This window comes from Arthrobacter sp. B1805, from assembly GCF_002929745.1.
Lineage (GTDB): Bacteria > Actinomycetota > Actinomycetes > Actinomycetales > Micrococcaceae > Arthrobacter_D.
Genome location: NZ_PJIQ01000012.1, coordinates 54,255 through 73,136, shown reverse-complemented (window position 1 = coordinate 73,136; position 18,882 = coordinate 54,255). Strand labels below are relative to the sequence as shown.

Genomic DNA, 18,882 nt, shown 5'->3' with positions numbered 1-18,882 from the left:
GTCGATCCATGAATCTGCAGGAGCACCACTACTCGGCACGGATCCGCTGGACGGGCAACCTCGGTTCCGGCACGTCCGGCTACCGGTCCTACAGCCGTGACCACGAGGTGGACGTCGACGGCCCGGGGCTTCTCCTCGGGACCGCCGATCCCACCTTCCACGGCACGAAGGAGCGCTGGAATCCCGAACAGCTGCTGCTGGCCGCCGTCGCGCAGTGCCACATGCTGTCCTACCTCCACGTCGCCGTGAAGAACGGTGTGATCGTGACGGGCTACCGCGACACGGCGACCGGCTCGCTGCGTCTCAACCGGGACGGCAGCGGTGAGTTCACCGGCGTCGTGCTGCGCCCCCACGTGGAGCTGCAGGACGAGAGCCAGGCCTCACTGGCCGACTCGCTGCACGGGGAGGCGAACCGGCTGTGCTTCATCGCCCGGTCCGTGAACTTCCCCGTGCACCACGAGCCGACATCCGGCCGCACCCCGCAGCACTCGTGACGAGCACGCCCCCGTCGTCGGGCCGCGCCCGCCGCTGTAGCCTGTTAAGGCGTCCCCGCGCCTTCCGGCTCCCTGTGGCGGACTCCCCCGGATCCCCTGCATGAAAGCGATCCCCATGACATTCCTTCCCTCCCTCGGTTATGGCGGCCAGGTCATCGGCGCGCTGATCATCCTGATCGGCGCCGTGCTCCTATGGCTCGTTGTCCGCTACCTCATCGCGCGCTCCGTGAAGCGCGTCCAGGACGGCTACAGCGTCTTCAAGAAGCCGCACTTCAAGTGGGCGCAGCCTGTGCTCCGTCCCTTCGACAGTGCTCGTCGCGTCCAGCGGGCGGAGACGATCGGCGGCCTGATGTCGAGCGTCGCTGCCGGGACCATCGCCATCGTCGCGACCCTCATGGCCATCGATACCCTCGGCTTCAACATCGGTCCGATCCTCGCGAGCGTCGGCATCGTCGGTATCGCCATCGGTTTCGGTGCACGCGAGGTGATCCGGGATGCCTTCCTGGGATTCTTCATCACGATCGAGGACCAGTACGGGATCGGCGACACGATCGAGGTCGGTGACACGGTGGGCGTCGTGCAGTCGCTCGGGCTGCGGATCACCCGCATGGTCGACGAGAACGGAGCCATCTGGTACGTCCGGAACGGGGACATCACCAAGGTGGGCAACAGGTCGCAGGGCAACTACGTGGCGCCGCCGGAACCTGCACCTGCACAGGTGGCGGCGGAGGGGCAGTCATGAGTTCGTCCGAGCACCCCACCCGTGAGACGAACTCCGGCGAGGACGCGCAGCACGCCGGTTCCGCCGCGCCATCGGGCGAACCGCCCCTGCTTGCGCAGCCCCCGGGAGCGCGGGCAGCGCTGCCCGTCGAGCGCCTCGTCGCCGCGGGCCAGGGTTTCACCCAGCCCCAGTACACGGACAATTTCTACGACACGGTGGGCGGCCACGAGACGTTCGTGAGGCTCGTCGACGCCTTCTACGACGGCGTGGCGCGGGACGACGTCCTCCGTCCCATGTATCCGGAGCAGGACCTCGGCCCTGCGAAGGAACGCCTGCTGCTCTTCCTCGAGCAGTACTGGGGCGGGCCGAAGACCTACGGGGAGCAGCGGGGACACCCGAGGCTCCGCATGAGGCACATGCCCTTCCGCGTCGGGCCCGAGGCGAGGGACCGGTGGCTCCTGCACATGCGTGCCGCCGTCGATTCCCTGGACCTGGCTCCCCTGCATGAGGCGACCCTGTGGGACTACCTCGATCGCGCTGCACACTCGATGGTGAACGCCGCGGATTGAGGTCTGCCCACCGACCGGTCCGACCAGCATGCACCGATGGTGCGCTTCGTCCGGGCCATACGCCACACGGGGCCGATGCACGCCGGTCCTCGAAGAACTCAGAAGATGGCAGCAGCGCGCACGAGGATGTGCCCGCGGCCGGTACTCACGCGGGACCAGCGTCCGTTCGTGCGGATCGTCGCGTCCGCTCCCGGCTCGAGGAATCCCAGGCTGAACGCACCGAAAGCAGCTCCTGCCGCCACCGATCCGGGAACCCCTTCCAGCGGGCGTCCCCAGACCGCGGCCCGGACGCTGCTCACGAGGGGCGCGCCCGCCCGATCGGGAAGGCCTCGTGCCACGGCCCCGATACCGTCCTTCGCCGCCTGCTCGAGCGCATCGCACGGCACCATCCCTTCGTGCACCCATCCGGACCGCGGCGGCAGGACCCCGGCCCAGTTCTCCGTCGCGGTCACGGTCGGCACGGGGAATTCGACGTCGTCGTCCCCCATCCGGGCCAGTCGGTCGAGGACCGACCCCAGCGACACCGTCACGTCGACATTCGCCCCGGCGCCGAGTGCCATGGTCCGCAGTCCGAGCACCGCCGGAACCGGCTCACCGAGGACCGTGGGACGAAGCGTGCAGACATAGGCCGCCAGGACGGGACCGGCCGTGAGCAGCCGCATGCCGCCGTCCTCGGTGGCCCGCGCCCGGGCAGTGAACGTCTGGAAGTCGGCGACCGTCTGCTTGTCTCCGAAGCGCAGCGAGGGGGTCGGCACGGCGCGCTACCTGCCGCGCGGGCGACGGAAGGCCACAGCCGGTCCGCGCCAGGTCGAGAGGATGTCCTTCTGGCTCTCCGACAGACGGACCGGGCGCCCGGTGCTGCGGCTGACCAGGACCATGGTGGTCGCAGCGACCGCACTCGTGGTGCTGCCTTCCAGCACCACCTGATCCCGCACGGCGTAGCCCAGTTCGAAGCTCGATCCGCCGATGTCGGTGACCCACAGGTCGACGGCCGCAGGCGTGGTGCTGAAGTTCAAGGGAGCCCGGTACTCGATCTCCTGCCGGCCGACGAGGGTGTAGTGGTCAGGGTCGACGAGGTCCATGAAGGATCCCCCCGGCTGCGACTCACTCATCAGCAGCACCCGCGCGTCCTCCAGGAACTGCAGGAAACGCACGTTGTTCACGTGTCCGTAGGAATCCTCGTCGCCGAATCGCAACTGGAGGGGAATGGTGTGGACCGGGGGCATGAAGCCATCCTTCCAGACGCCGTCGGGCCGGTGCCATTCGGGCGCCCTCAGGGCGCGCAGTGTGAGCAAGGCCATGTGCGCCGGTGTACACCCGCCTTGAGCGCATATACGGCTCCGTCTACTGTCAGTAGGTGCCTGGAGTGTCCGCGATGGCTGGTCCGGTCGACGCTCGCCCTCCCCTTCCACAGCACCTGTTCCACGAGGAGACACCCGACGATGGCAGAACAAGCGCCAACACCTGAAGCACCGGCGGTACGAGAGCCCAGGAAGGATCCGACGGCAGCACTCCTGGACCTGCTCGACCTCAGCAGCGCGGAGGGAGCGCAGACCGACGAGGAGATTTTCGTCGGCGGCTCCGCGCGCCAGCCGAGCCGCCGCGTCTTCGGCGGTCAGGTGCTCGCCCAGTCACTCATCGCGGCCATGCGAACCGTGGACCGGACGCGGGACGTGCACTCCATGCACGCCTATTTCCTGCGTGCGGGTGACGCGGATCAACCCATCACCTTCGGCGTGCAGCGCCTGCGCGACGGGCGTTCCTTCTCGGCTCGCCGGACCCACGCCTACCAGAACGGTGTGCCCATCCTGTCGATGATCGCTTCCTTCCAGGAGCCCGACGGCGGTATCGTCCACCAGGATCCGATGCCCGTCGACGTGCCCGACCCCGAGAGCCTGCCATCGACAGCCGATATCCTCGGCGGTCTGGATCATCCGGTAGCACGCGCCTGGGCGTATGACCGCCCCTTCGACATCCGGCACATCGACGCACCGCTGTATCTCTCGAACGAAGGTTCGCGGGAACCCCGGAACGCGGTCTGGATGCGCAGCCTGGGACCCATGCCCGATGACCCGAACGTCCATCGCGCCGCCCTCGCCTACGCCAGCGACTACACGCTGCTGGAGTCCATACTGCGTCCCCACGGCCTGAGCTGGATCCAGCCCGGCATGAGCGTCGCGAGCCTCGATCACGCGATGTGGTGGCACCGCCCGGTGCGCGTGGACGAATGGCTGCTGTACGTGCAGAGTTCTCCGAGCGCGTCCGGGGCGCGCGGGCTCGCCGCAGGTCGCATCTACAGCCGCAACGGAGACCTCGTCGCCAGTGTCGCGCAGGAGGGCATGGTCAGGATCCCGCCCGCCTGAGCCTGGAGCGCGGCACTCGCCCTCGCGCGCGAGTACCGCTGGATGAAGGGTAGGACGACAGGAGGGACACGGCTTCGAGCCGTGTCCCTCCTGTCGTCCGGTGATGCTAGTCCCGTGTGAGGCGACGGTGCGTGACGCGGTGCGGCTTCGCGGCGTCGGCGCCGAGGCGCTCCACCTTGTTCTCCTCATAGGCGTCGAAGTTGCCCTCGAACCAGTACCAGTTGTCCGGGTCTTCCTCCGTGCCTTCGTAGGACAGGATGTGGGTCGCCACCCGGTCCAGGAACCACCGGTCGTGCGAGACGACAACGGCGCAGCCCGGGAATTCGAGCAGCGCGTTCTCGAGGCTCGAGAGCGTCTCGACGTCGAGGTCGTTGGTGGGCTCATCGAGCAGCAACAGATTGCCGCCCTGCTTGAGCGTCATGGCGAGATTCAGCCGGTTCCGCTCTCCACCGGAGAGAACCCCCGCCTTTTTCTGCTGGTCCGGGCCCTTGAAACCGAAGGCCGAGACATAGGCGCGGGACGGCATCTCCACCTGTCCGACCTGGATGAAGTCAAGGCCGTCGGAGACGACTTCCCACAGCGACTTGTTCGGGTCGATACCTCCCCGCGACTGGTCCACGTAGGAGATCTTGACCGAATCACCGATGCGGAGCTCCCCGCCGTCGAGCGGCTCGAGCCCCACGATGGTCTTGAACAGGGTGGTCTTGCCGACGCCGTTGGGACCGATGACACCGACGATGCCGTTGCGTGGCAGCGAGAAGGACAGTCCGTCGATGAGGATGCGCTCGTCGTAGCCCTTGCGCAGGTTGTGTGCCTCGATGACCTGGCTGCCGAGGCGCGGGCCCGGCGGGATCTGGATCTCCTCGAAGTCGAGTTTCCTGGTGCGCTCGGCTTCCGCAGCCATCTCCTCGTAGCGGTTGAGGCGAGCCTTCGACTTCGTCTGGCGTCCCTTGGCGTTGGACCGGACCCACTCCAGTTCATCGCTCAGGCGCTTCGAGAGTTTCTGGTCCTTCTTGCCCTGGACTTCGAGTCGGGCGCGCTTCTTCTCGAGGTAGGTCGAGTAGTTGCCCTCGTACGGATAGAGGTGGCCGCGGTCGACCTCGGCGATCCACTCGGCGACGTGGTCGAGGAAGTACCGGTCGTGGGTGACAGCCAGGACTGCACCGGCATAGGACTTGAGATGCTGCTCGAGCCAGAGCACGCTCTCGGCGTCGAGGTGGTTGGTGGGCTCGTCGAGGAGGAGGAGGTCCGGTTTCTGCAGGAGGAGCTTGCACAGGGCGACCCGGCGACGCTCACCTCCGGAGAGGACGCGGACGTCGGCGTCCGGCGGCGGGCACCGCAGCGCATCCATCGCCTGCTCGAGCTGGGAGTCGAGATCCCACGCATCGGCGGCGTCGATGGCTTCCTGCAGCTTGCCCATCTCATCGAGGAGCGTGTCGTAGTCCGCGTCCGGACTGGCCATCTCTTCCGAGATCTCGTTGAACCGCTGGATCTTCCCGTAGATCTCGCCCACGCCCTCCTGGACGTTGCCGAGCACGGTCTTCTCCTCGTTCAGGGGCGGTTCCTGCAGGAGAATGCCGACCGTGTAACCGGGGCTCAGGCGCGCTTCGCCGTTGGAGGGCGTGTCCATGCCCGCCATGATCTTCAGGATGGTCGACTTACCCGCGCCATTGGGTCCGACCACGCCGATCTTCGCGCCCGGGAAGAACGACATGCTGACGTCGTCGAGGATAACTTTGTCGCCAACGGCCTTGCGGGCCTTGGTCATTGTGTAGATAAATTCCGCCATGCCTCTAAGGCTAGTGGTTGGCTACCGTGTTCTCACATTCGCGGGGCCGGCCGACACCCCGGTCGCAGGAGCTCAGCCAGGGGAATCCGCCCGGCAGGAACAGCTGCACGCGGGACGAATGCTCAGAAGGCGGAGTGCACTCCTCGGAAGCACCCAGCCCGCAGCTACGAGCCCGCTAGCGTTGGTCGCCGACGAAGCACAGACCGGTGGCCAGAGCCGGTAGCAGCGTCACCGACACCGTTCCCTCACGGACCTCCCCGACGATGCAAGTCTCTCCTGCACGGCCCGCGCCCTGGATGGAGTCGACATCGAGCCCTGTCGGCGTGCGGTCGATGGACACCTCCACGGAGTCGGGCACGGATCCGGCATCAGCGAAACCCTGCTCGATCGCTGTCCGTACCTCGGCGCTCGTCACCGAGGCCTGCGCACTTGCCAGCGTCCGCAGCGCGCCTTCGACGGCGGCGGCGATTCTTGCGGCGTCCGACGGCGTCTCGTCGGCCGCGGCCGTCGACTCCGACCCGCCCGCCCCTTCGACCGGAGGGGTTGCCACCGAGGAGGCACCGCTGCCTGCAGTAGACAGAGGAGCGGGGCCAGGGGTTGCCGTGCACGACGTCAACGCGAGGAGGGCGCCGGTCACCAGCACGGCCAGAACCCTCTCCAGGCTGAGCCTTCGGGGGTTCTGCTCGGGGAGAGCGGCACTAGTCACGCGTTTCATCCTGCCACGCGCGCCGCTCCCCCGCGTCCGTGCTGCCGCCGTTGCCGCGCTGGGTGATCCTCCCGTTCCTCCTCCGTCCGACCCGGCTAGAACGGTACGGCCTCCGGGTCCAGGGCGCCGTCGCGATCCCTGCTACCTTCACCGATCGCGGGCGCTTCACCCAGCCCTGGACCGTGCGATGTCTCGTAGAGCTCGCCCGTTGCGGGGTCCACGGTGTCCGGGACGTCGCCGTCCGGCACGCCGCTGCCGGCCTGAAGGCCGGAGGGATCATCAGTACCTGCACCGGGAAGCGCCTCGCTCCGGTCCGCCGTCGTCCGCCTGAAGTTCGCGGTACCCCACATGAGATCGTGGCCGGCGGTGTCCGCATCGATCTCGACCGAGGTGCCCGTCCGTCCGTCCGCGTTGATCCAGGGACGGATCCGCAGGCGCCCGGTGACGATCACGCGGTCACCCTTCTTGATGCTGGCTCCGGCATTGGTCGCCAGCTGCCGGAACATCGACACCGAGTACCAGTTCGTGTGGCCGTCCACCCACGCGTTGGTCTCCCTGTCGAATCGGCGTTCTGTGGAGCACATGCGGAATCCCGTGATCGGAAGACCGCTCTGAGCCAGGGAGAGCCGTACCTCCGTGGCGACGTAGCCCCGCACGGTGATGATGTCAGTCATGTTCTGTCCTTCCGTAGGTCCGAAGGGCGGCGATACGTGCCGGCCTCGGTCCAGTCTTCGCCGCACGTCGGACACGGTCGGCGCCGCTTACCCCTATGTGGACAACGCTCCGGCTGGCTAGGCCACGGAAGCCCGGAGGGGAAGCAACCGGCTCCCAGCAATAGTCCCTTGAGCTGATGCCGCCCGTTTCCCTAGCGTGGAGGGATGGAAACTGCATCACGTCACGACATCATCGGAGCCGACGACCGCGTGATCGGCTCGCTCGAGGAACTGGCCGCTCTCGTACAGGGCGCGGAGACTGTGTACCTCCGCTACTCCTGCGGCTACGAGGCAGACCGCGATTCGGCGAGCGAGGACGGCGAGAGCGGGCTCGCGCTGCCGGGGTTGTCCGTCAACCCGCTCACACCCGAGCAGTGGTGGACCCGCCCCATCGAGGACTGGCTGGCTCGGCAGATCTGCCAGTACCGGCATCTGGCGGAGGACGAGGAGAGGTACCCCTGGGTGCTCACCGGGTCCTGCGTCGGCCGCGGTCCGGACTGTGAGCCGCTACTTGCCGAGGTGAAGCCGCTCGGTCAGCTGCATGACGGACTTCTTCAGGAGGCAGAGCGGGTCTACGACGAACGCTTCGACACAGGCAACCGTCCCTGAAACCCTGCGCTCGGGCGCCAGGCCGAGGAATGCGAAGGGCCGGACGCATCGGCGTCCGGCCCTCGTGCTGTGCCCCCGGCAGGATTCGAACCTGCGACCAGAGGATTAGAAGGCCCCTGCTCTATCCCCTGAGCTACGGAGGCAGCTCACCCAGTTTACTATCCGCGGTTACCACGAGCGGCGCACTGTTCGGTGAGGCGCCCGGAACCCCACTACTCGTCCGCGGTGAAGACCACTTTGAGCTCGAGGCGGTGCTGGCCGTCCGGGTCCTGGGAGTAGATGGCCTTGCCCGAGATGCCGCTGAGTCCGCCGGTTCCCGATCCGGGAATGATGTGCCCCGAACTCGCTGCTTCCGCCCCCTCCGCGACCCCCCAGTGCTGGACGGTCATCGTTCCGCTCCGGTCCCCGACCGACCCGACGAACTGTTCGGACGCCACGTAACCGGCGCCGACGTCGTTCCCCGCCATCAGGAGTTCGGCGGTGCTGGTGCCGCTGATGTCTCCCTCGAAGACCTTCTCCGCCCTGACCCTGGACAGCTCCCCGGTGCTGCCCGGCGCCGAATAGGCTTCCGCGTCCCAGGCGGTGATCTCGTACTCGCCGCTGTACGTCGTCGTTCCAGTATCAGTCATCTGCTTAGTATTGCCGCTCCGCGGGTGTCATGCATGCCGCATCTGTGCGGCTCCGGCTCCTGCGTGCCGACCGGACCGACCGAGATCAGTGCAGTTGCCCCGGTGCGAGGGGCTGGTAACGACGACGGAACAATACCTTCGTACTGCGGTCCAGGAAGACGAGATACAGCGCGAAGCCGAGGGCGGCGACAGCAGCGAGCTGGCGCGCCATCGCGAGACTCAGGTCGAAGTAGGGGAAGATGTCGAGCTGGTCCGAGATCGCGTAGACCATGAAGAAGGCGACGGTGACGTAGAGGAACTTGACCTGCCAGTCGTCGCGGATACCGGTCACCGCGAAGAGCGGGATGAGCCAGACGACGTACCAGGACTGGATCATGGGTGCCAGCATGACGATCGCGGCGAGGGAGAACGCCAGCCGTCGCACGAGCCGGCTGTGGTCGCCGCGGAGGACCTGGAACGCGATGATCACGAGGGACGCAACCCGCGCAAGGGTATGGAACGCGTTGGCGAGGTCCCATCCGCGGAGGCCGAGCGCGTCGCCGAGCGTAGCGATGACGAGTCCGATGAAACCGATCGGCGCGTACCAGATCCACACGCTTCCCGGGGTACTCAGCGCTCCGACCCAACCGAATCCGAAGGTGTTCACGAGGCCCATGATCCACAGGATCCCGAGGCACAGCCCTGCCGTCAGGAACCAGTAGAGGAATCGCCGCGGCCAGGACGCCCCCCTGCCGGCCCACATGAGCCCCACGAACGGCAGGAAGATCAATGTGATCGGCTTGATGCCGACGGACAGGGTGATGAGCAGGATGCCGAGCACGGGCCGTTTGGCTGCGGCGAAGTAGAGACCCGCGAGCGCCAGGCCGATCATCAGGGCGTCATTGTGGATCGCGGCGACGAAGTTGATCAGGAAGAGTGGGTTGGCTGCCGTCAGCCAGAGCGCCCGGTTGGCGTTGATGGAGTGCAGCTCGGCAAGTTTCGGGACGAAATAGACGCACAGCGCGACCCCGATCAGCGCGACGACCCTGAACAGGATGATCGACGTGTCGGGGTGTCCTCCGGTGATCCTGACGATGCCCTCTTCGATCCAGAGGAAGACCGGCCCATAGGGGGTGGGGCTTTGAGCCCACAGATCATCGGCACCGATCTGCAGGTAGTTGGAGATCTGCGAATAGCCGTCGACGTAGGGGTTGAGTTTGGCCACCATGACCTGGCCCTGCGCGATGTAGGCGAACACGTCCCTGCTGAACAGCGGAAGCGCTGCTGCGAGTGGGATCGTCCAAGCGACGATGGCCTTCAGGAGATAGGGGCGTGTCTCGTCGGACCAGCCGTTCAACCGTTGACCGAGCCGGAGCCACGCCCGGATCAGCAGCATCCCGCCCAGCGCCAGGACCAGGACGGACAGCACGGCCCCGGCGGGTTCGAAGCGGAGCCAGATGATGATCGGATGACGGCGCAGTTCGGCGGAGGCGAGTGAAAGCCAACCAACCCCGAGCGATCCCATCCACATCATCAGGGACCCGATGAATCCCTGGAGGACGGCGACATTGGGTCGGTTGGGGCCCGGCTGCGTCTCGATCTCGGTGAGCGGGACCTGGGCGGGCATCTGGAAAATCCAATCTTCGGCAAGCAGGAGTCGGCGTGGAACGCCCTCGTTCTCAGACCTTCCACCGTCATGCGGTGGACGTCGGGCGTCCGCGGTGCGGCACCCTTGCCGGAAGCAGCAGGGTCACCCAGATCTCCCCGCAGCCCTGAGCGAACTGTTCGAATATTAGCACCGGGCCTCCGCCTGCACCGTATGGGCAGGCTATGGGATCGGCATCGACAGGCGGCCCCTGACATGGAGCGGGACCAGGAAGCGCACGGCCTGGGGCGGCGCCGCGGGGTCAGAGCCGAGCGGTACATTGGTCTGATGCCGATATCGAATGAACACATCGTCTGGATCGACTGCGAGATGACGGGACTGGACCTCGTCAACGACGCCCTGATCGAGGTGGCCGTCCTCGTGACCGATTCCGAGCTCAACATCCTGGGAGACGGTGTGGACGTCGTGATCAAACCCACCGCCGAAGCTCTCGCCCAGATGGGCGACTTCGTCCGGGACATGCACACCACCTCGGGCCTGCTCGAGGAACTGGACGGCGGCATCACGATGGAGGACGCGCAGGAACAGGTTCTCAGCTACATCCGGAAGTGGGTCCCGGAGCCTCGAAAGGCGCAGCTCGCGGGTAATTCCGTAGGAACGGACCGCAACTTCCTCGTCCGCGACATGCCGCTCGTCGTCGACTACCTGCACTACCGCATCATCGACGTGTCCACCATCAAGGAACTCGCACGCCGCTGGTACACCCGTGCCTACTTCCAGGCTCCTGCGAAGACCGGCGGACACAGGGCGCTGGGTGATATCGAGGACTCCATCAGGGAGCTGCGCTACTACCGTGCAGCAGTCTTCGTTCCTGCTCCCGGACCGGACTCGGCCACGAGCAGGGCCATAGCCCGGACGATCGCTTCCTGACCGCCGCTGCCACCCACCCCGGCGGGCGGTCGGAAGCACACGAAAAAGTGTGTAAACTTGTATCCGCTGCCTTCCGCAGACAGCTTCGACGGAGCGATCCGACGGGCCGGACAGCGGAGACACTTGGTGGGTATAGCTCAGTTGGCAGAGCGCCTGGTTGTGGTCCAGGAGGTCGCGGGTTCAACCCCCGTTACTCACCCTCAGTCGTCAGGGAAATCCTGACCACGTATGCCGTCCCGGAGACCGTCCGGGACGGCATACGCATTTCCGGCCCCAGTAAGCCCACGCCCGGATGACAGTCCGCCACTGTCTGAACTCCTCCGGCTGACTGCAACGAAGGATCCCTGCCATGGAACGCACAGTGTTCGAAGAGGATCACGAACTCTTCCGCGACGTCGCCCGCGAGTTCAACGATCGCGCCGTCGCTCCCCACTACGCGGGGTGGGACCAGCGCCACATGATGGACCGGTCGGTCTGGACTGCCGCCGGGGAGCAGGGGCTTCTCGGGTTGGCCGTACCGGAGGAGTTCGGCGGCGCGGGTATGCCCGACTACCGCTTCCGTTCGGTGCTCGACGAGGAGTTCGCCCGCAGTAACCACCTCGCGGTAGGACTGGCCTTCCACCTGCACGACGATCTCGTCCTGCCGCACCTGCTCGCTCACGGCTCGGACGACCTCAAGGAACGCTGGCTGCCCGGTATGGTCTCCGGCGAGATCGTCACGTCGTGCGCCTGGACCGAACCGGGAGCAGGCAGCGATCTGCGGGGCATCCGCACCAGGGCCGTCCGCGACGGCGACGACTGGTTGATCACCGGCCAGAAGGTCTTCATCGGCAATGGAATCAGCGGCGATGCCTCCCTGGTGCTCGCTCGTACCGACGGCAGCACAGGCCGTGGATCGAGCGATTCCTTCTCGCTCTTCTTGGTGGGCAAAGGTGAGGGCTACACTCCCGGCCGCCAGCTGGACAAGATGGGACTCCGGGCATCGGACACGGCCGAACTGTTCTTCGACAACGTGCGCGTCCCGGGGGGTGACCTCGTCGGTGAGGTCGGTCAGGGACTGCGCTACAGCCTCGAGCAGATTCCACAGGGCCGGCTGGGAATCGCCGTCGCCTCCTCCGCCCTCGCGCGCGCCACCTACGAGCAGACGCTGAGGTACGTGACCGAGCGCAGCGCCTTCGGTGAGCGGGTGCTCGACTTCCAGAACACCCGCCATGTCCTCGCCGACATCCTCACCGAGGTGGAGGTGACGGAGACCTTCGTCGACGCCGCGGTGCTCGCGTTCAACTCCGGTTCACTGACGCCTACGGCTGCAGCGCAGGCCAAGCTGTGGGCGAGTGAGCGGGCGAAATCCATCACCGACAGGTGCCTGCAGCTGCACGGCGGGTACGGCTACATCCTCGAGTACCCGGTATCGCAGGCCTTCCTCGCAGCACGGCTGTTGACCATCTTCGGCGGCACCAGCGAGATCATGCGCGAGTCGATCGGGCGGTCGATCGCCGACCGTTCAACCCAGAAGAGGTAAGTTCCATGGCTGTCCACCCCATCACCATCATGGGAGAACCAGTTCTGCACCGGCGTGCCCAGCTCGTCGAGGCCTTCGACGATGAGCTGCGGAGCCTGATCGCCGACATGTTCGAGACGATGGACGTCGCCAACGGCGTCGGTCTCGCCGCGCCGCAGATCGGTGTGGGACTGCGCGTCTTCGTCTACGCGATGGAGAACGACGACGGCGTCGCCCCCCGCGGCGTGCTCGTGAACCCGACGCTCGTCACCTCCAAGGTCCCCGGCTCGGATCCCGATCCGGAGGAGGAGTCCGAGGGCTGCCTCTCCGTGCCCGGAGAAGCCTTTCCGCTCAAGCGCGCCGAATGGGTCCGGGTGTCCGGGTTCGACGGTCATGGCGCTCCGGTCGGATTCGAGGCGACAGGGTGGTTCGCCCGGTGCATGCAGCACGAGTACGACCACCTGGACGGCAAGCTCTACGTCGACAGGCTGAACAATCGCCAGGCGCGGAAAGCGAGCAAGGCGATGAAGAATCAGGGGTGGGGCGTGCCGGGGCTGACGTGGATGCCCGGGGTCGATCCGGATCCCTTCGGCCACTAGGTCAGGCCGACCAGAACCAGGCGCGGGAGCGCCGTCATGCTCTCCCTGACGTACCGAGGCCTTTCTCGGGAGTCCCGAGGTGTGGCCCGGGTGCCTCGACGAGGTCTTCCAGTCTCCTGACACCCCGCAGTGGTCCCACCAGGGCGACGAGGGGGGCGAGGGAGGCGATCAGTACGCCGATCAGCACGGCCTCACGAATGCCGAGCGTCTCTGCCAGGACGCCTGCCAGCAAACTGGCCAGGGCAAGCATGCCCCAGCTCACGGTCCTTGAGGCAGCCCCCAACCTGCCCATCATCCCCGGCGGGCACACGCGCTGACGGAAACTCGAGCCGACGACGATGTTCCAGGCGATGCTTGCGCCCATCACGAACATGCCGAGGACTCCCCAGAGCATGCCCCACCCGGGAGTGAGCATCAGCAACGAGGCATAGCCGAAGACACCCGGCACCATGGACCACCGCCAGAGGGGTCCTGATCCGAAGCGCTCCCCCATGGAGTGGGCGGTGATACCACCGACCGCTCCGCCGGCGGAGGCAGCCGCCAACAGGAATCCCAGCCACACCTCCGACTCCCCCAGGGTCCTCAGCACGAGGAGGACGAGCAGGGAGGCCGCGATGTTGCCGCCCAGGTTCCAGAGGGCGGCGTTGAGGAGGATGGCCCGCAGCGGAGCCGTGCTGAAGGTGTAGCGGAGCCCCGCCCACATGTCGTGGAGGATCCGCCGTTCGGTGTGAGGCTGCACGATCTCCTTCACGTCGAGGCGCTGGATGGCGATGAGGGAGACGACCGACGTCGCCAGTTGGACGACGAGCGTGTTGGAGGCTCCCGCCATCGTCGTCAACCATCCTGCAACCGACCGGCCCGCCGCGTCCGCGGCCGCTCCTGAACCGGTGATCAGGCCGTTCCCCTCCATGAGCTCATCGGGTGTGACGGCCTGCTGCACGAGGGCTGCGTCGGCCAACTGGAAGAAGACGGACGCGATACCGGCGAGGAAGGCCGCCGCGAACAGCAGTGGCGTGCTGAGGAAACCGAGCCAGTACCCGAGCGGCAGGAGCGCGAGAACGACGACGCGCGCGGCAAGGGACGCCAGCATCACGGGCCTGCGCGGCAGCCTGTCCACCCACACGCCGATGGCAAGCCCGAAAAGGAGCCACGGCAGGAACGTCATGCCGGCGAGGGCCGCGACCTCGAAATTGCTGGCGTCGAGTTCTACCGCAGCGATGACAGGCAGTGCTACGGCTGCGACTGCGTTCCCCAGCACGCCGAACGTGCTGGAGACCATCAGTGCCCGGAAGTTGTGGTTGCGCACCAGCAGGTGTTTCGTCCCGGTACCCCCAGCGCTCATCCGATCACCCTAGCCGAGCACGACTAGGAGGACCGGCCCGAGCAGTCCAATGATCGGCTCCTTCTCACGGCCCCTTGACCAACGCACGCCGCACACCGATAATTGTTCGCTTCAGCAATGATCGGCTGGTCCCGCGGAGTTCCCGATTTCACCGATGGCTTAGCCGCAGCTATTACGTTGCCGCGCGACGAGGGTGGGCGGAAGATAGTCTCCGGGAGGGTTTCCCGCGGTCGTTCCCCCAGCAGTATCGCGGTCGATGCCCTCCTGAGGCGGCTATAGACGCCGGGCGGTCCCCCTACCTCTTGAGACCGGGTACGGGGGGCCGCTTCATGACGCCGCAGGGATTATGGGATGGGCCGACCGATACGCCGGGTTCTGTCATCGCGCGCCGTTACCGTCGCGCGAGTGGCGGCCATCCATCTACGGACGCCGTTGCCGACGCCCTCCAGCGGCCTACCCGTGCACTCGGGCGGGCAGCCCTGATAACGCGCACTGTCTGGCCTTGCTCCGGGTGGGGTTTACCGAGCCATGCCGGTCACCCGGCACGCTGGTGGTCTCTTACACCACCTTTTCACCCTTACTGCCCGTGCGTGGGCCGAGGCCTGCTGCGGACAGCGGTTTCTTTTCTGTGGCACTGGCCTGCGGGTTACCCCGAGTGGGCGTTACCCACCACCCTGCCCTGCGGAGCCCGGACGTTCCTCGGTGGAATCGATGCTTGCACACCATCCAACGCGACCGCCTGGTCGACCCATCCGTCGTCCATTCTAGGCGGACCCGGAGCTTCTGGCGCACAGCGCTCGGGCGGGGTGCCCGAGTTGGATAGAGTTGATCAGTGCTGATCCTGCTTCCGCCGTCCGAGGGTAAGACCGAAGCCCGCAAGGGCGAGCCGCTGCGGCTGGAGGACCTGCACTTTCCCGAACTGCTCAGCGCCAGGCGCGCGGTGCTCACCGCTCTGGCTGAGGCCAGCAGCGCAAACGACGCGCATTCGATCCTCGGCGTCGGCGAGTCCCTTGCAGCAGATGTCAGGCGCAACGTGATCCTCGACGAGGTACCCGCCGCGCCCGCGCACGACGTCTACTCCGGGGTCCTGTACGACGCTCTCGACTACGCCGGAATGACAGCGGCACAGAAGCGCAAGGCGCGGGAACAGTGCGTCGTCGTCTCCGCCCTGTGGGGTGCCATCGGCTTCGGCGACCGAATCCCCGCCTACCGGTTGTCCATGGCGGTGGATCTTCCCGGCACGGGACGCCTCGCGGGGTACTGGAAGAGACACCTGGCGGATCCCCTGGTGCAGCACGCCGGCGCGGACCTCGTCGTCGATTGCCGGTCCAGCACTTACGCTGCAGCCTGGGCGCCGCCCGTGCACCAGAGTGCTGCCGTCAACGTGTACCAGGTGCGCAACGGCAAGCGCACCGTGGTGTCCCACTTCGCTAAGCACACACGCGGTGAGCTCGCCCGGCATCTGCTGACGCGGCGCGGCACGCCTCCTGCGACTCCCGAGGCCCTGCTAAGGGCCGCACGGGAGAGGTGGACGGCTGAACTCGAACCGGCATCGACACGGAAGCCTGCCCAGCTCAGCATCATCCTCGGGTGAGGAACCCGTGGCCGTCAGACGGCCACGAGCTCCATCTCGAAGCCCTCCGCGTTCTCGAGGTACGCCGCATAATGCTCGGGTCCTCCAGCGAACGGGTGGCGGTCGGCGAACAGCAGGGTCCACCCGTGGCTGGCTGCCCGTCGTGCCAGGAGGTCGACGTCAGCACGGCTGCCTGCTCGGAACGCAAGATGGTTCACGCCGGGGCGACGGCGCTCATGGGTAGCATCGGCGACGTCCGGACCACTTTCGAGCACGACGTAGAAATCGTCGGAGCCGTAACTGACGCCGTCCTTCCAGGACTCCCTGCGCGGGAAGCCGAGCCTCTCGAGCAGCCAGCCGAGACTTGCTTCCGCGGCGGGTAGATCACGCGTCCAGACCTCCAGGTGATGGAGCCTGCCGGCAGGACGAGGAACCGCTGCCGCGACGGGTGGTTCGCCCGCCACGGTTGCTGCTGCCGCCCGCGGTTTCCAGTCGACGCCGGCCATGCCGGCGTCCATCGCCTCATTGGACAGCCGGTCTGCGTCCTTGTTGCGCTCGCGCGGGATCCACTCGTAGGTGACCCGGCGCGGATCGAGCACCTTGCGGGCCTTCGCTGCAAGGACGCGCATGTCCGCGTGCTTGATCTGCCAGCGCCCGGACATCTGTTCAACCACGAGCTTGGAGTCCATCTTGACGTGCACCGACGCGGCTGGATTGATCTCACGCGCCAGCTCGAGGCCCGACACCAGGCCCGAGTACTCCGCGACATTGTTTGAGGCCTTGCCGATGTAGGCGGCCTTCTCGACGAGGATCCGCCCGGTGTCGGGGTCCCGCACGAGCGCACCATAGCCGGCGTGTCCCGGGTTCCCGCGGGAGCCGCCGTCGGCCTCGACGATGAGCCGCGCGGGCGCGTCCGCAGGCTGCTGGTCATGGTCCGATTCGTAGGGATCGAACAACTGCTGGTCCGTCACGGCTACTGGTTTCCCCAATCGCCGGACCGCACCAGGATGCAGCCGGAATCGGGGCACAGCACGACGTCGTCCGGCGCAGCGCCGGAGATGTCGGCGAGATCGCCCGGACTGAGCTGCATGCCCGAGCCCTCGGACTTCCCGTGGAACAGCCGCGCGGCGCCGACGCCGCGCTTCGCGAGGATGCGCTCGTAGATCGCCAGCAGGCCGGCCTCGAAGGTCGCGGCGAGTTCGTCCCGCTGGGCCTGCACCCGGGTGCGCTGAACCTCGACGTCGGCGAGTTCCGCATCGCGGGCCTCCTCGAGCGCGCGGAGTTCCGCGCGGACCGCATCCGTGCGGCCCTGGACTTCAGCCTGTGCAGCACGTGCTGCATCCACACGTTCCATCACGTCCAGTTCGACGTCCTCGAGGTCCGAACGCCGCTTGGTGAGCGATGCGACCTCGTGCTGCAGGGCGGTGAGGTCCTTCGAGGTGCCGGTTCCGCTGTTCAGCCGCTTCTCGTCCCGTTCGAGCCGGTTGACGACGCTCTGTACCTCGTCCTCCGCCTTCGTCAGTTCGCGCTGGAGATCGCCGAGCTCGGTCGTCGCACGGATGAGTTCGCCGTCCACCTCGGCCACGCGCGCGGCGACGACGCCCAGTTCGGGGTTGCTGCGGGCGGCGGCAGCCTGCCTGCTGAGTTTGTTCAGGGTCGAGTCGAGTGCCTGCAGGTCGAGCAGGCGGAGTTGTTCCTCGGGTGCAGCCTTGGCCACGGTAACCTCCAGGGTCGGTCGAAAAAGGGCAACGACGGGCGGGCGTCAGCGTCGTTCCAGCCTAGGCCACGTCGTCGTTCGTCAGCGGCCCGGTGTGAGGACGAAGTCCCAGGGATCGGTGTTGACCCCGCTGACCCGGATATCGGTCACGAATCCCTGATCGGACAGGACGTTGCTCAGGGCGTCACTCGCGGGCGTGAGCCACAGCCACTCGCTGCCGAAGTGCGAGACATCGATGAGGTACGGCGTCCCGCCGGACGCGGCCTCCCGTACTTCCGAGGCGGCGTGGTGGCGCAGGTCTGCGGTGACGTAGACGTCGGCCTGGCTCGAGCGGACGCGGTCGAAGAGCGAATCACCAGCTCCTCCGCACACGGCGATCCTGCGCACTAGCGCGTCCTTGTCCCCCGCCACGCGAACTCCTCCGGCGACGGCCGGAAGGATGGAGAACACCATCTCCGCGAACGATCCGAGTGCCATCGGAGCTCCGAGGTTGCCCACGCGCCCGATTCCCTCCTCGGGCAGGCCGTCCGCTGCCGGAGCGAGCGGTTCGACGTCCGTCAGTCCCAGCGCATCGGCCAACACGTCGGAGACACCGCCGACGGCGCTGTCACCATTCGTATGCACCGTCACCAGAGCGCATCCCGCCTCGATCAACCGGTGCACCACCTCGCCCTTGAACCCTGTCGCTGCGACAGAGGTGACCGGCCTGAGCAGCAGCGGGTGGTGGGACACGATCATCGCCGCTCCCCACGCGAGCGCCTCGTCGAGGACCTCCGCGGTCGGATCGACGGTGAACAGGATCTTCTCCACCCGGTTCTCGGACCGCCCGGCGACGAGCCCGACGGCGTCCCACCCCTCGGCGAGGCTCTCGGGCCACAATTCCTCGATCGCGAGCAGCACGTCCCCGACCGTCGGCGCTACTGCGACCGCTGCGCTCCCGTCGGCCCCGGTCCCCGCGGTACCTGTCTCTTCGTCTCCCACCGTGCCGCCGGTCGGGGACGCTTCGACGCCGGCGTCGTGATCGTTCTGTTCCATGACACCA

At 66.9% G+C, this 18,882-nt stretch carries 20 protein-coding genes, 2 tRNA genes and 1 other RNA gene; 10 read left to right on the top strand and 13 right to left on the bottom strand.

The genetic code is table 11. From position 1 onward, the window contains the following. Positions 1 to 8: 8 nt before the first annotated feature. From CXQ96_RS13520 to CXQ96_RS13510, 3 genes are all read left to right on the top strand, one after another. Positions 9 to 494, top strand: coding sequence for an OsmC family protein (locus CXQ96_RS13520; RefSeq protein ID WP_104118537.1), 486 nt, complete (start codon positions 9 to 11; stop codon positions 492 to 494). A gap of 115 nt (positions 495 to 609) precedes the next feature. Continuing rightward, the gene (locus CXQ96_RS13515) at positions 610 to 1,236 is read left to right on the top strand and encodes a mechanosensitive ion channel family protein (protein ID WP_104118574.1); all 627 of its coding nucleotides are present in this window, start codon (positions 610 to 612) and stop codon (positions 1,234 to 1,236) included. Positions 1,237 to 1,355: 119 nt separating this feature from the next. Next, positions 1,356 to 1,784 carry a globin gene (locus CXQ96_RS13510; RefSeq protein WP_181036472.1) on the top strand — a complete coding sequence of 143 codons (429 nt, stop codon included), beginning with the start codon at positions 1,356 to 1,358 and terminating at the stop codon, positions 1,782 to 1,784. Between the two features lie 98 nt (positions 1,785 to 1,882). On the opposite strand, the gene CXQ96_RS13505 is transcribed toward CXQ96_RS13510, so the two are convergent. Further along, positions 1,883 to 2,539 (bottom strand): hypothetical protein, encoded by a 657-nt coding sequence (locus tag CXQ96_RS13505; RefSeq protein WP_104118535.1) that lies wholly within the window; start codon positions 2,537 to 2,539, stop codon positions 1,883 to 1,885. 6 nt (positions 2,540 to 2,545) lie between these two features. Beyond that, positions 2,546 to 3,085 carry a thioesterase family protein gene (locus CXQ96_RS13500; protein ID WP_258059122.1) on the bottom strand — a complete coding sequence of 180 codons (540 nt, stop codon included), beginning with the start codon at positions 3,083 to 3,085 and terminating at the stop codon, positions 2,546 to 2,548. Positions 3,086 to 3,226: 141 nt separating this feature from the next. On the opposite strand from CXQ96_RS13500, the gene CXQ96_RS13495 reads away from it, so the two are divergent. Further along, complete coding sequence (locus CXQ96_RS13495) at positions 3,227 to 4,147, top strand: acyl-CoA thioesterase II (RefSeq protein WP_104118533.1); 921 nt, start codon at positions 3,227 to 3,229, stop codon at positions 4,145 to 4,147. Positions 4,148 to 4,253: 106 nt separating this feature from the next. Here the strand turns inward: CXQ96_RS13495 and ettA are convergent, their stop codons facing one another. The 3 genes from ettA to CXQ96_RS13480 all read right to left on the bottom strand — a co-directional run bounded on the left by ettA (position 4,254) and on the right by CXQ96_RS13480 (position 7,316). Further along, a complete protein-coding gene (ettA, locus tag CXQ96_RS13490; RefSeq protein WP_104118532.1) occupies positions 4,254 to 5,936 on the bottom strand; it encodes an energy-dependent translational throttle protein EttA in 1,683 nt (560 codons plus the stop codon). Positions 5,937 to 6,111: 175 nt separating this feature from the next. Beyond that, the gene (locus CXQ96_RS13485; protein WP_146070900.1) at positions 6,112 to 6,642 is read right to left on the bottom strand and encodes a hypothetical protein; all 531 of its coding nucleotides are present in this window, start codon (positions 6,640 to 6,642) and stop codon (positions 6,112 to 6,114) included. 95 nt (positions 6,643 to 6,737) lie between these two features. Beyond that, the gene (locus tag CXQ96_RS13480; protein WP_104118530.1) at positions 6,738 to 7,316 is read right to left on the bottom strand and encodes a single-stranded DNA-binding protein; all 579 of its coding nucleotides are present in this window, start codon (positions 7,314 to 7,316) and stop codon (positions 6,738 to 6,740) included. Positions 7,317 to 7,520: 204 nt separating this feature from the next. Here CXQ96_RS13480 and CXQ96_RS13475 point away from each other — a divergent pair, with 204 nt between their 5' ends. Then, the gene (locus tag CXQ96_RS13475; RefSeq protein WP_104118529.1) at positions 7,521 to 7,964 is read left to right on the top strand and encodes a DUF6098 family protein; all 444 of its coding nucleotides are present in this window, start codon (positions 7,521 to 7,523) and stop codon (positions 7,962 to 7,964) included. 70 nt (positions 7,965 to 8,034) lie between these two features. On the opposite strand, the gene CXQ96_RS13470 is transcribed toward CXQ96_RS13475, so the two are convergent. From CXQ96_RS13470 to mptB, 3 genes are all read right to left on the bottom strand, one after another. Beyond that, a tRNA-Arg gene (locus CXQ96_RS13470) sits at positions 8,035 to 8,107 on the bottom strand. Positions 8,108 to 8,176: 69 nt separating this feature from the next. Beyond that, complete coding sequence (locus CXQ96_RS13465) at positions 8,177 to 8,593, bottom strand: DUF3224 domain-containing protein (protein ID WP_104118528.1); 417 nt, start codon at positions 8,591 to 8,593, stop codon at positions 8,177 to 8,179. An 85-nt stretch (positions 8,594 to 8,678) separates the two neighbouring features. Further along, positions 8,679 to 10,199, bottom strand: coding sequence for a polyprenol phosphomannose-dependent alpha 1,6 mannosyltransferase MptB (mptB, locus tag CXQ96_RS13460; protein WP_181036471.1), 1,521 nt, complete (start codon positions 10,197 to 10,199; stop codon positions 8,679 to 8,681). Positions 10,200 to 10,505: 306 nt separating this feature from the next. Here mptB and orn point away from each other — a divergent pair, with 306 nt between their 5' ends. From orn to def, 4 genes are all read left to right on the top strand, one after another. Then, positions 10,506 to 11,108 carry an oligoribonuclease gene (gene orn, locus CXQ96_RS13455; RefSeq protein ID WP_104118572.1) on the top strand — a complete coding sequence of 201 codons (603 nt, stop codon included), beginning with the start codon at positions 10,506 to 10,508 and terminating at the stop codon, positions 11,106 to 11,108. 126 nt (positions 11,109 to 11,234) lie between these two features. After that, positions 11,235 to 11,307 (top strand) — tRNA-His (locus CXQ96_RS13450). A 150-nt stretch (positions 11,308 to 11,457) separates the two neighbouring features. After that, positions 11,458 to 12,630: an acyl-CoA dehydrogenase family protein gene (locus CXQ96_RS13445; RefSeq protein ID WP_104118527.1), complete on the top strand. Its 1,173-nt coding sequence runs from the start codon at positions 11,458 to 11,460 to the stop codon at positions 12,628 to 12,630. A 5-nt stretch (positions 12,631 to 12,635) separates the two neighbouring features. Continuing rightward, a complete protein-coding gene (def, locus tag CXQ96_RS13440; RefSeq protein ID WP_104118526.1) occupies positions 12,636 to 13,208 on the top strand; it encodes a peptide deformylase in 573 nt (190 codons plus the stop codon). 34 nt (positions 13,209 to 13,242) lie between these two features. Here the strand turns inward: def and CXQ96_RS13435 are convergent, their stop codons facing one another. Together CXQ96_RS13435 and rnpB are read right to left on the bottom strand one after the other, a co-directional pair. After that, positions 13,243 to 14,550 (bottom strand): MFS transporter, encoded by a 1,308-nt coding sequence (locus tag CXQ96_RS13435; protein ID WP_104118525.1) that lies wholly within the window; start codon positions 14,548 to 14,550, stop codon positions 13,243 to 13,245. A 348-nt stretch (positions 14,551 to 14,898) separates the two neighbouring features. After that, positions 14,899 to 15,301, bottom strand: an RNA gene (rnpB, locus tag CXQ96_RS13430) — RNase P RNA component class A. An 81-nt stretch (positions 15,302 to 15,382) separates the two neighbouring features. Between rnpB and CXQ96_RS13425 the strand changes: the two genes are divergently transcribed. Beyond that, positions 15,383 to 16,144, top strand: coding sequence for a YaaA family protein (locus tag CXQ96_RS13425; protein WP_104118524.1), 762 nt, complete (start codon positions 15,383 to 15,385; stop codon positions 16,142 to 16,144). A gap of 14 nt (positions 16,145 to 16,158) precedes the next feature. On the opposite strand, the gene CXQ96_RS13420 is transcribed toward CXQ96_RS13425, so the two are convergent. The 3 genes from CXQ96_RS13420 to CXQ96_RS13410 form a co-directional block, all read right to left on the bottom strand. Continuing rightward, a complete protein-coding gene (locus CXQ96_RS13420; protein ID WP_258059121.1) occupies positions 16,159 to 17,094 on the bottom strand; it encodes a reverse transcriptase-like protein in 936 nt (311 codons plus the stop codon). A 2-nt stretch (positions 17,095 to 17,096) separates the two neighbouring features. Next, positions 17,097 to 17,840 carry a zinc ribbon domain-containing protein gene (locus tag CXQ96_RS13415; protein WP_104118523.1) on the bottom strand — a complete coding sequence of 248 codons (744 nt, stop codon included), beginning with the start codon at positions 17,838 to 17,840 and terminating at the stop codon, positions 17,097 to 17,099. Positions 17,841 to 17,921: 81 nt separating this feature from the next. Then, positions 17,922 to 18,875 carry a Nif3-like dinuclear metal center hexameric protein gene (locus tag CXQ96_RS13410; RefSeq protein WP_104118522.1) on the bottom strand — a complete coding sequence of 318 codons (954 nt, stop codon included), beginning with the start codon at positions 18,873 to 18,875 and terminating at the stop codon, positions 17,922 to 17,924. Between the last annotated feature and the right edge of the window lie 7 nt (positions 18,876 to 18,882).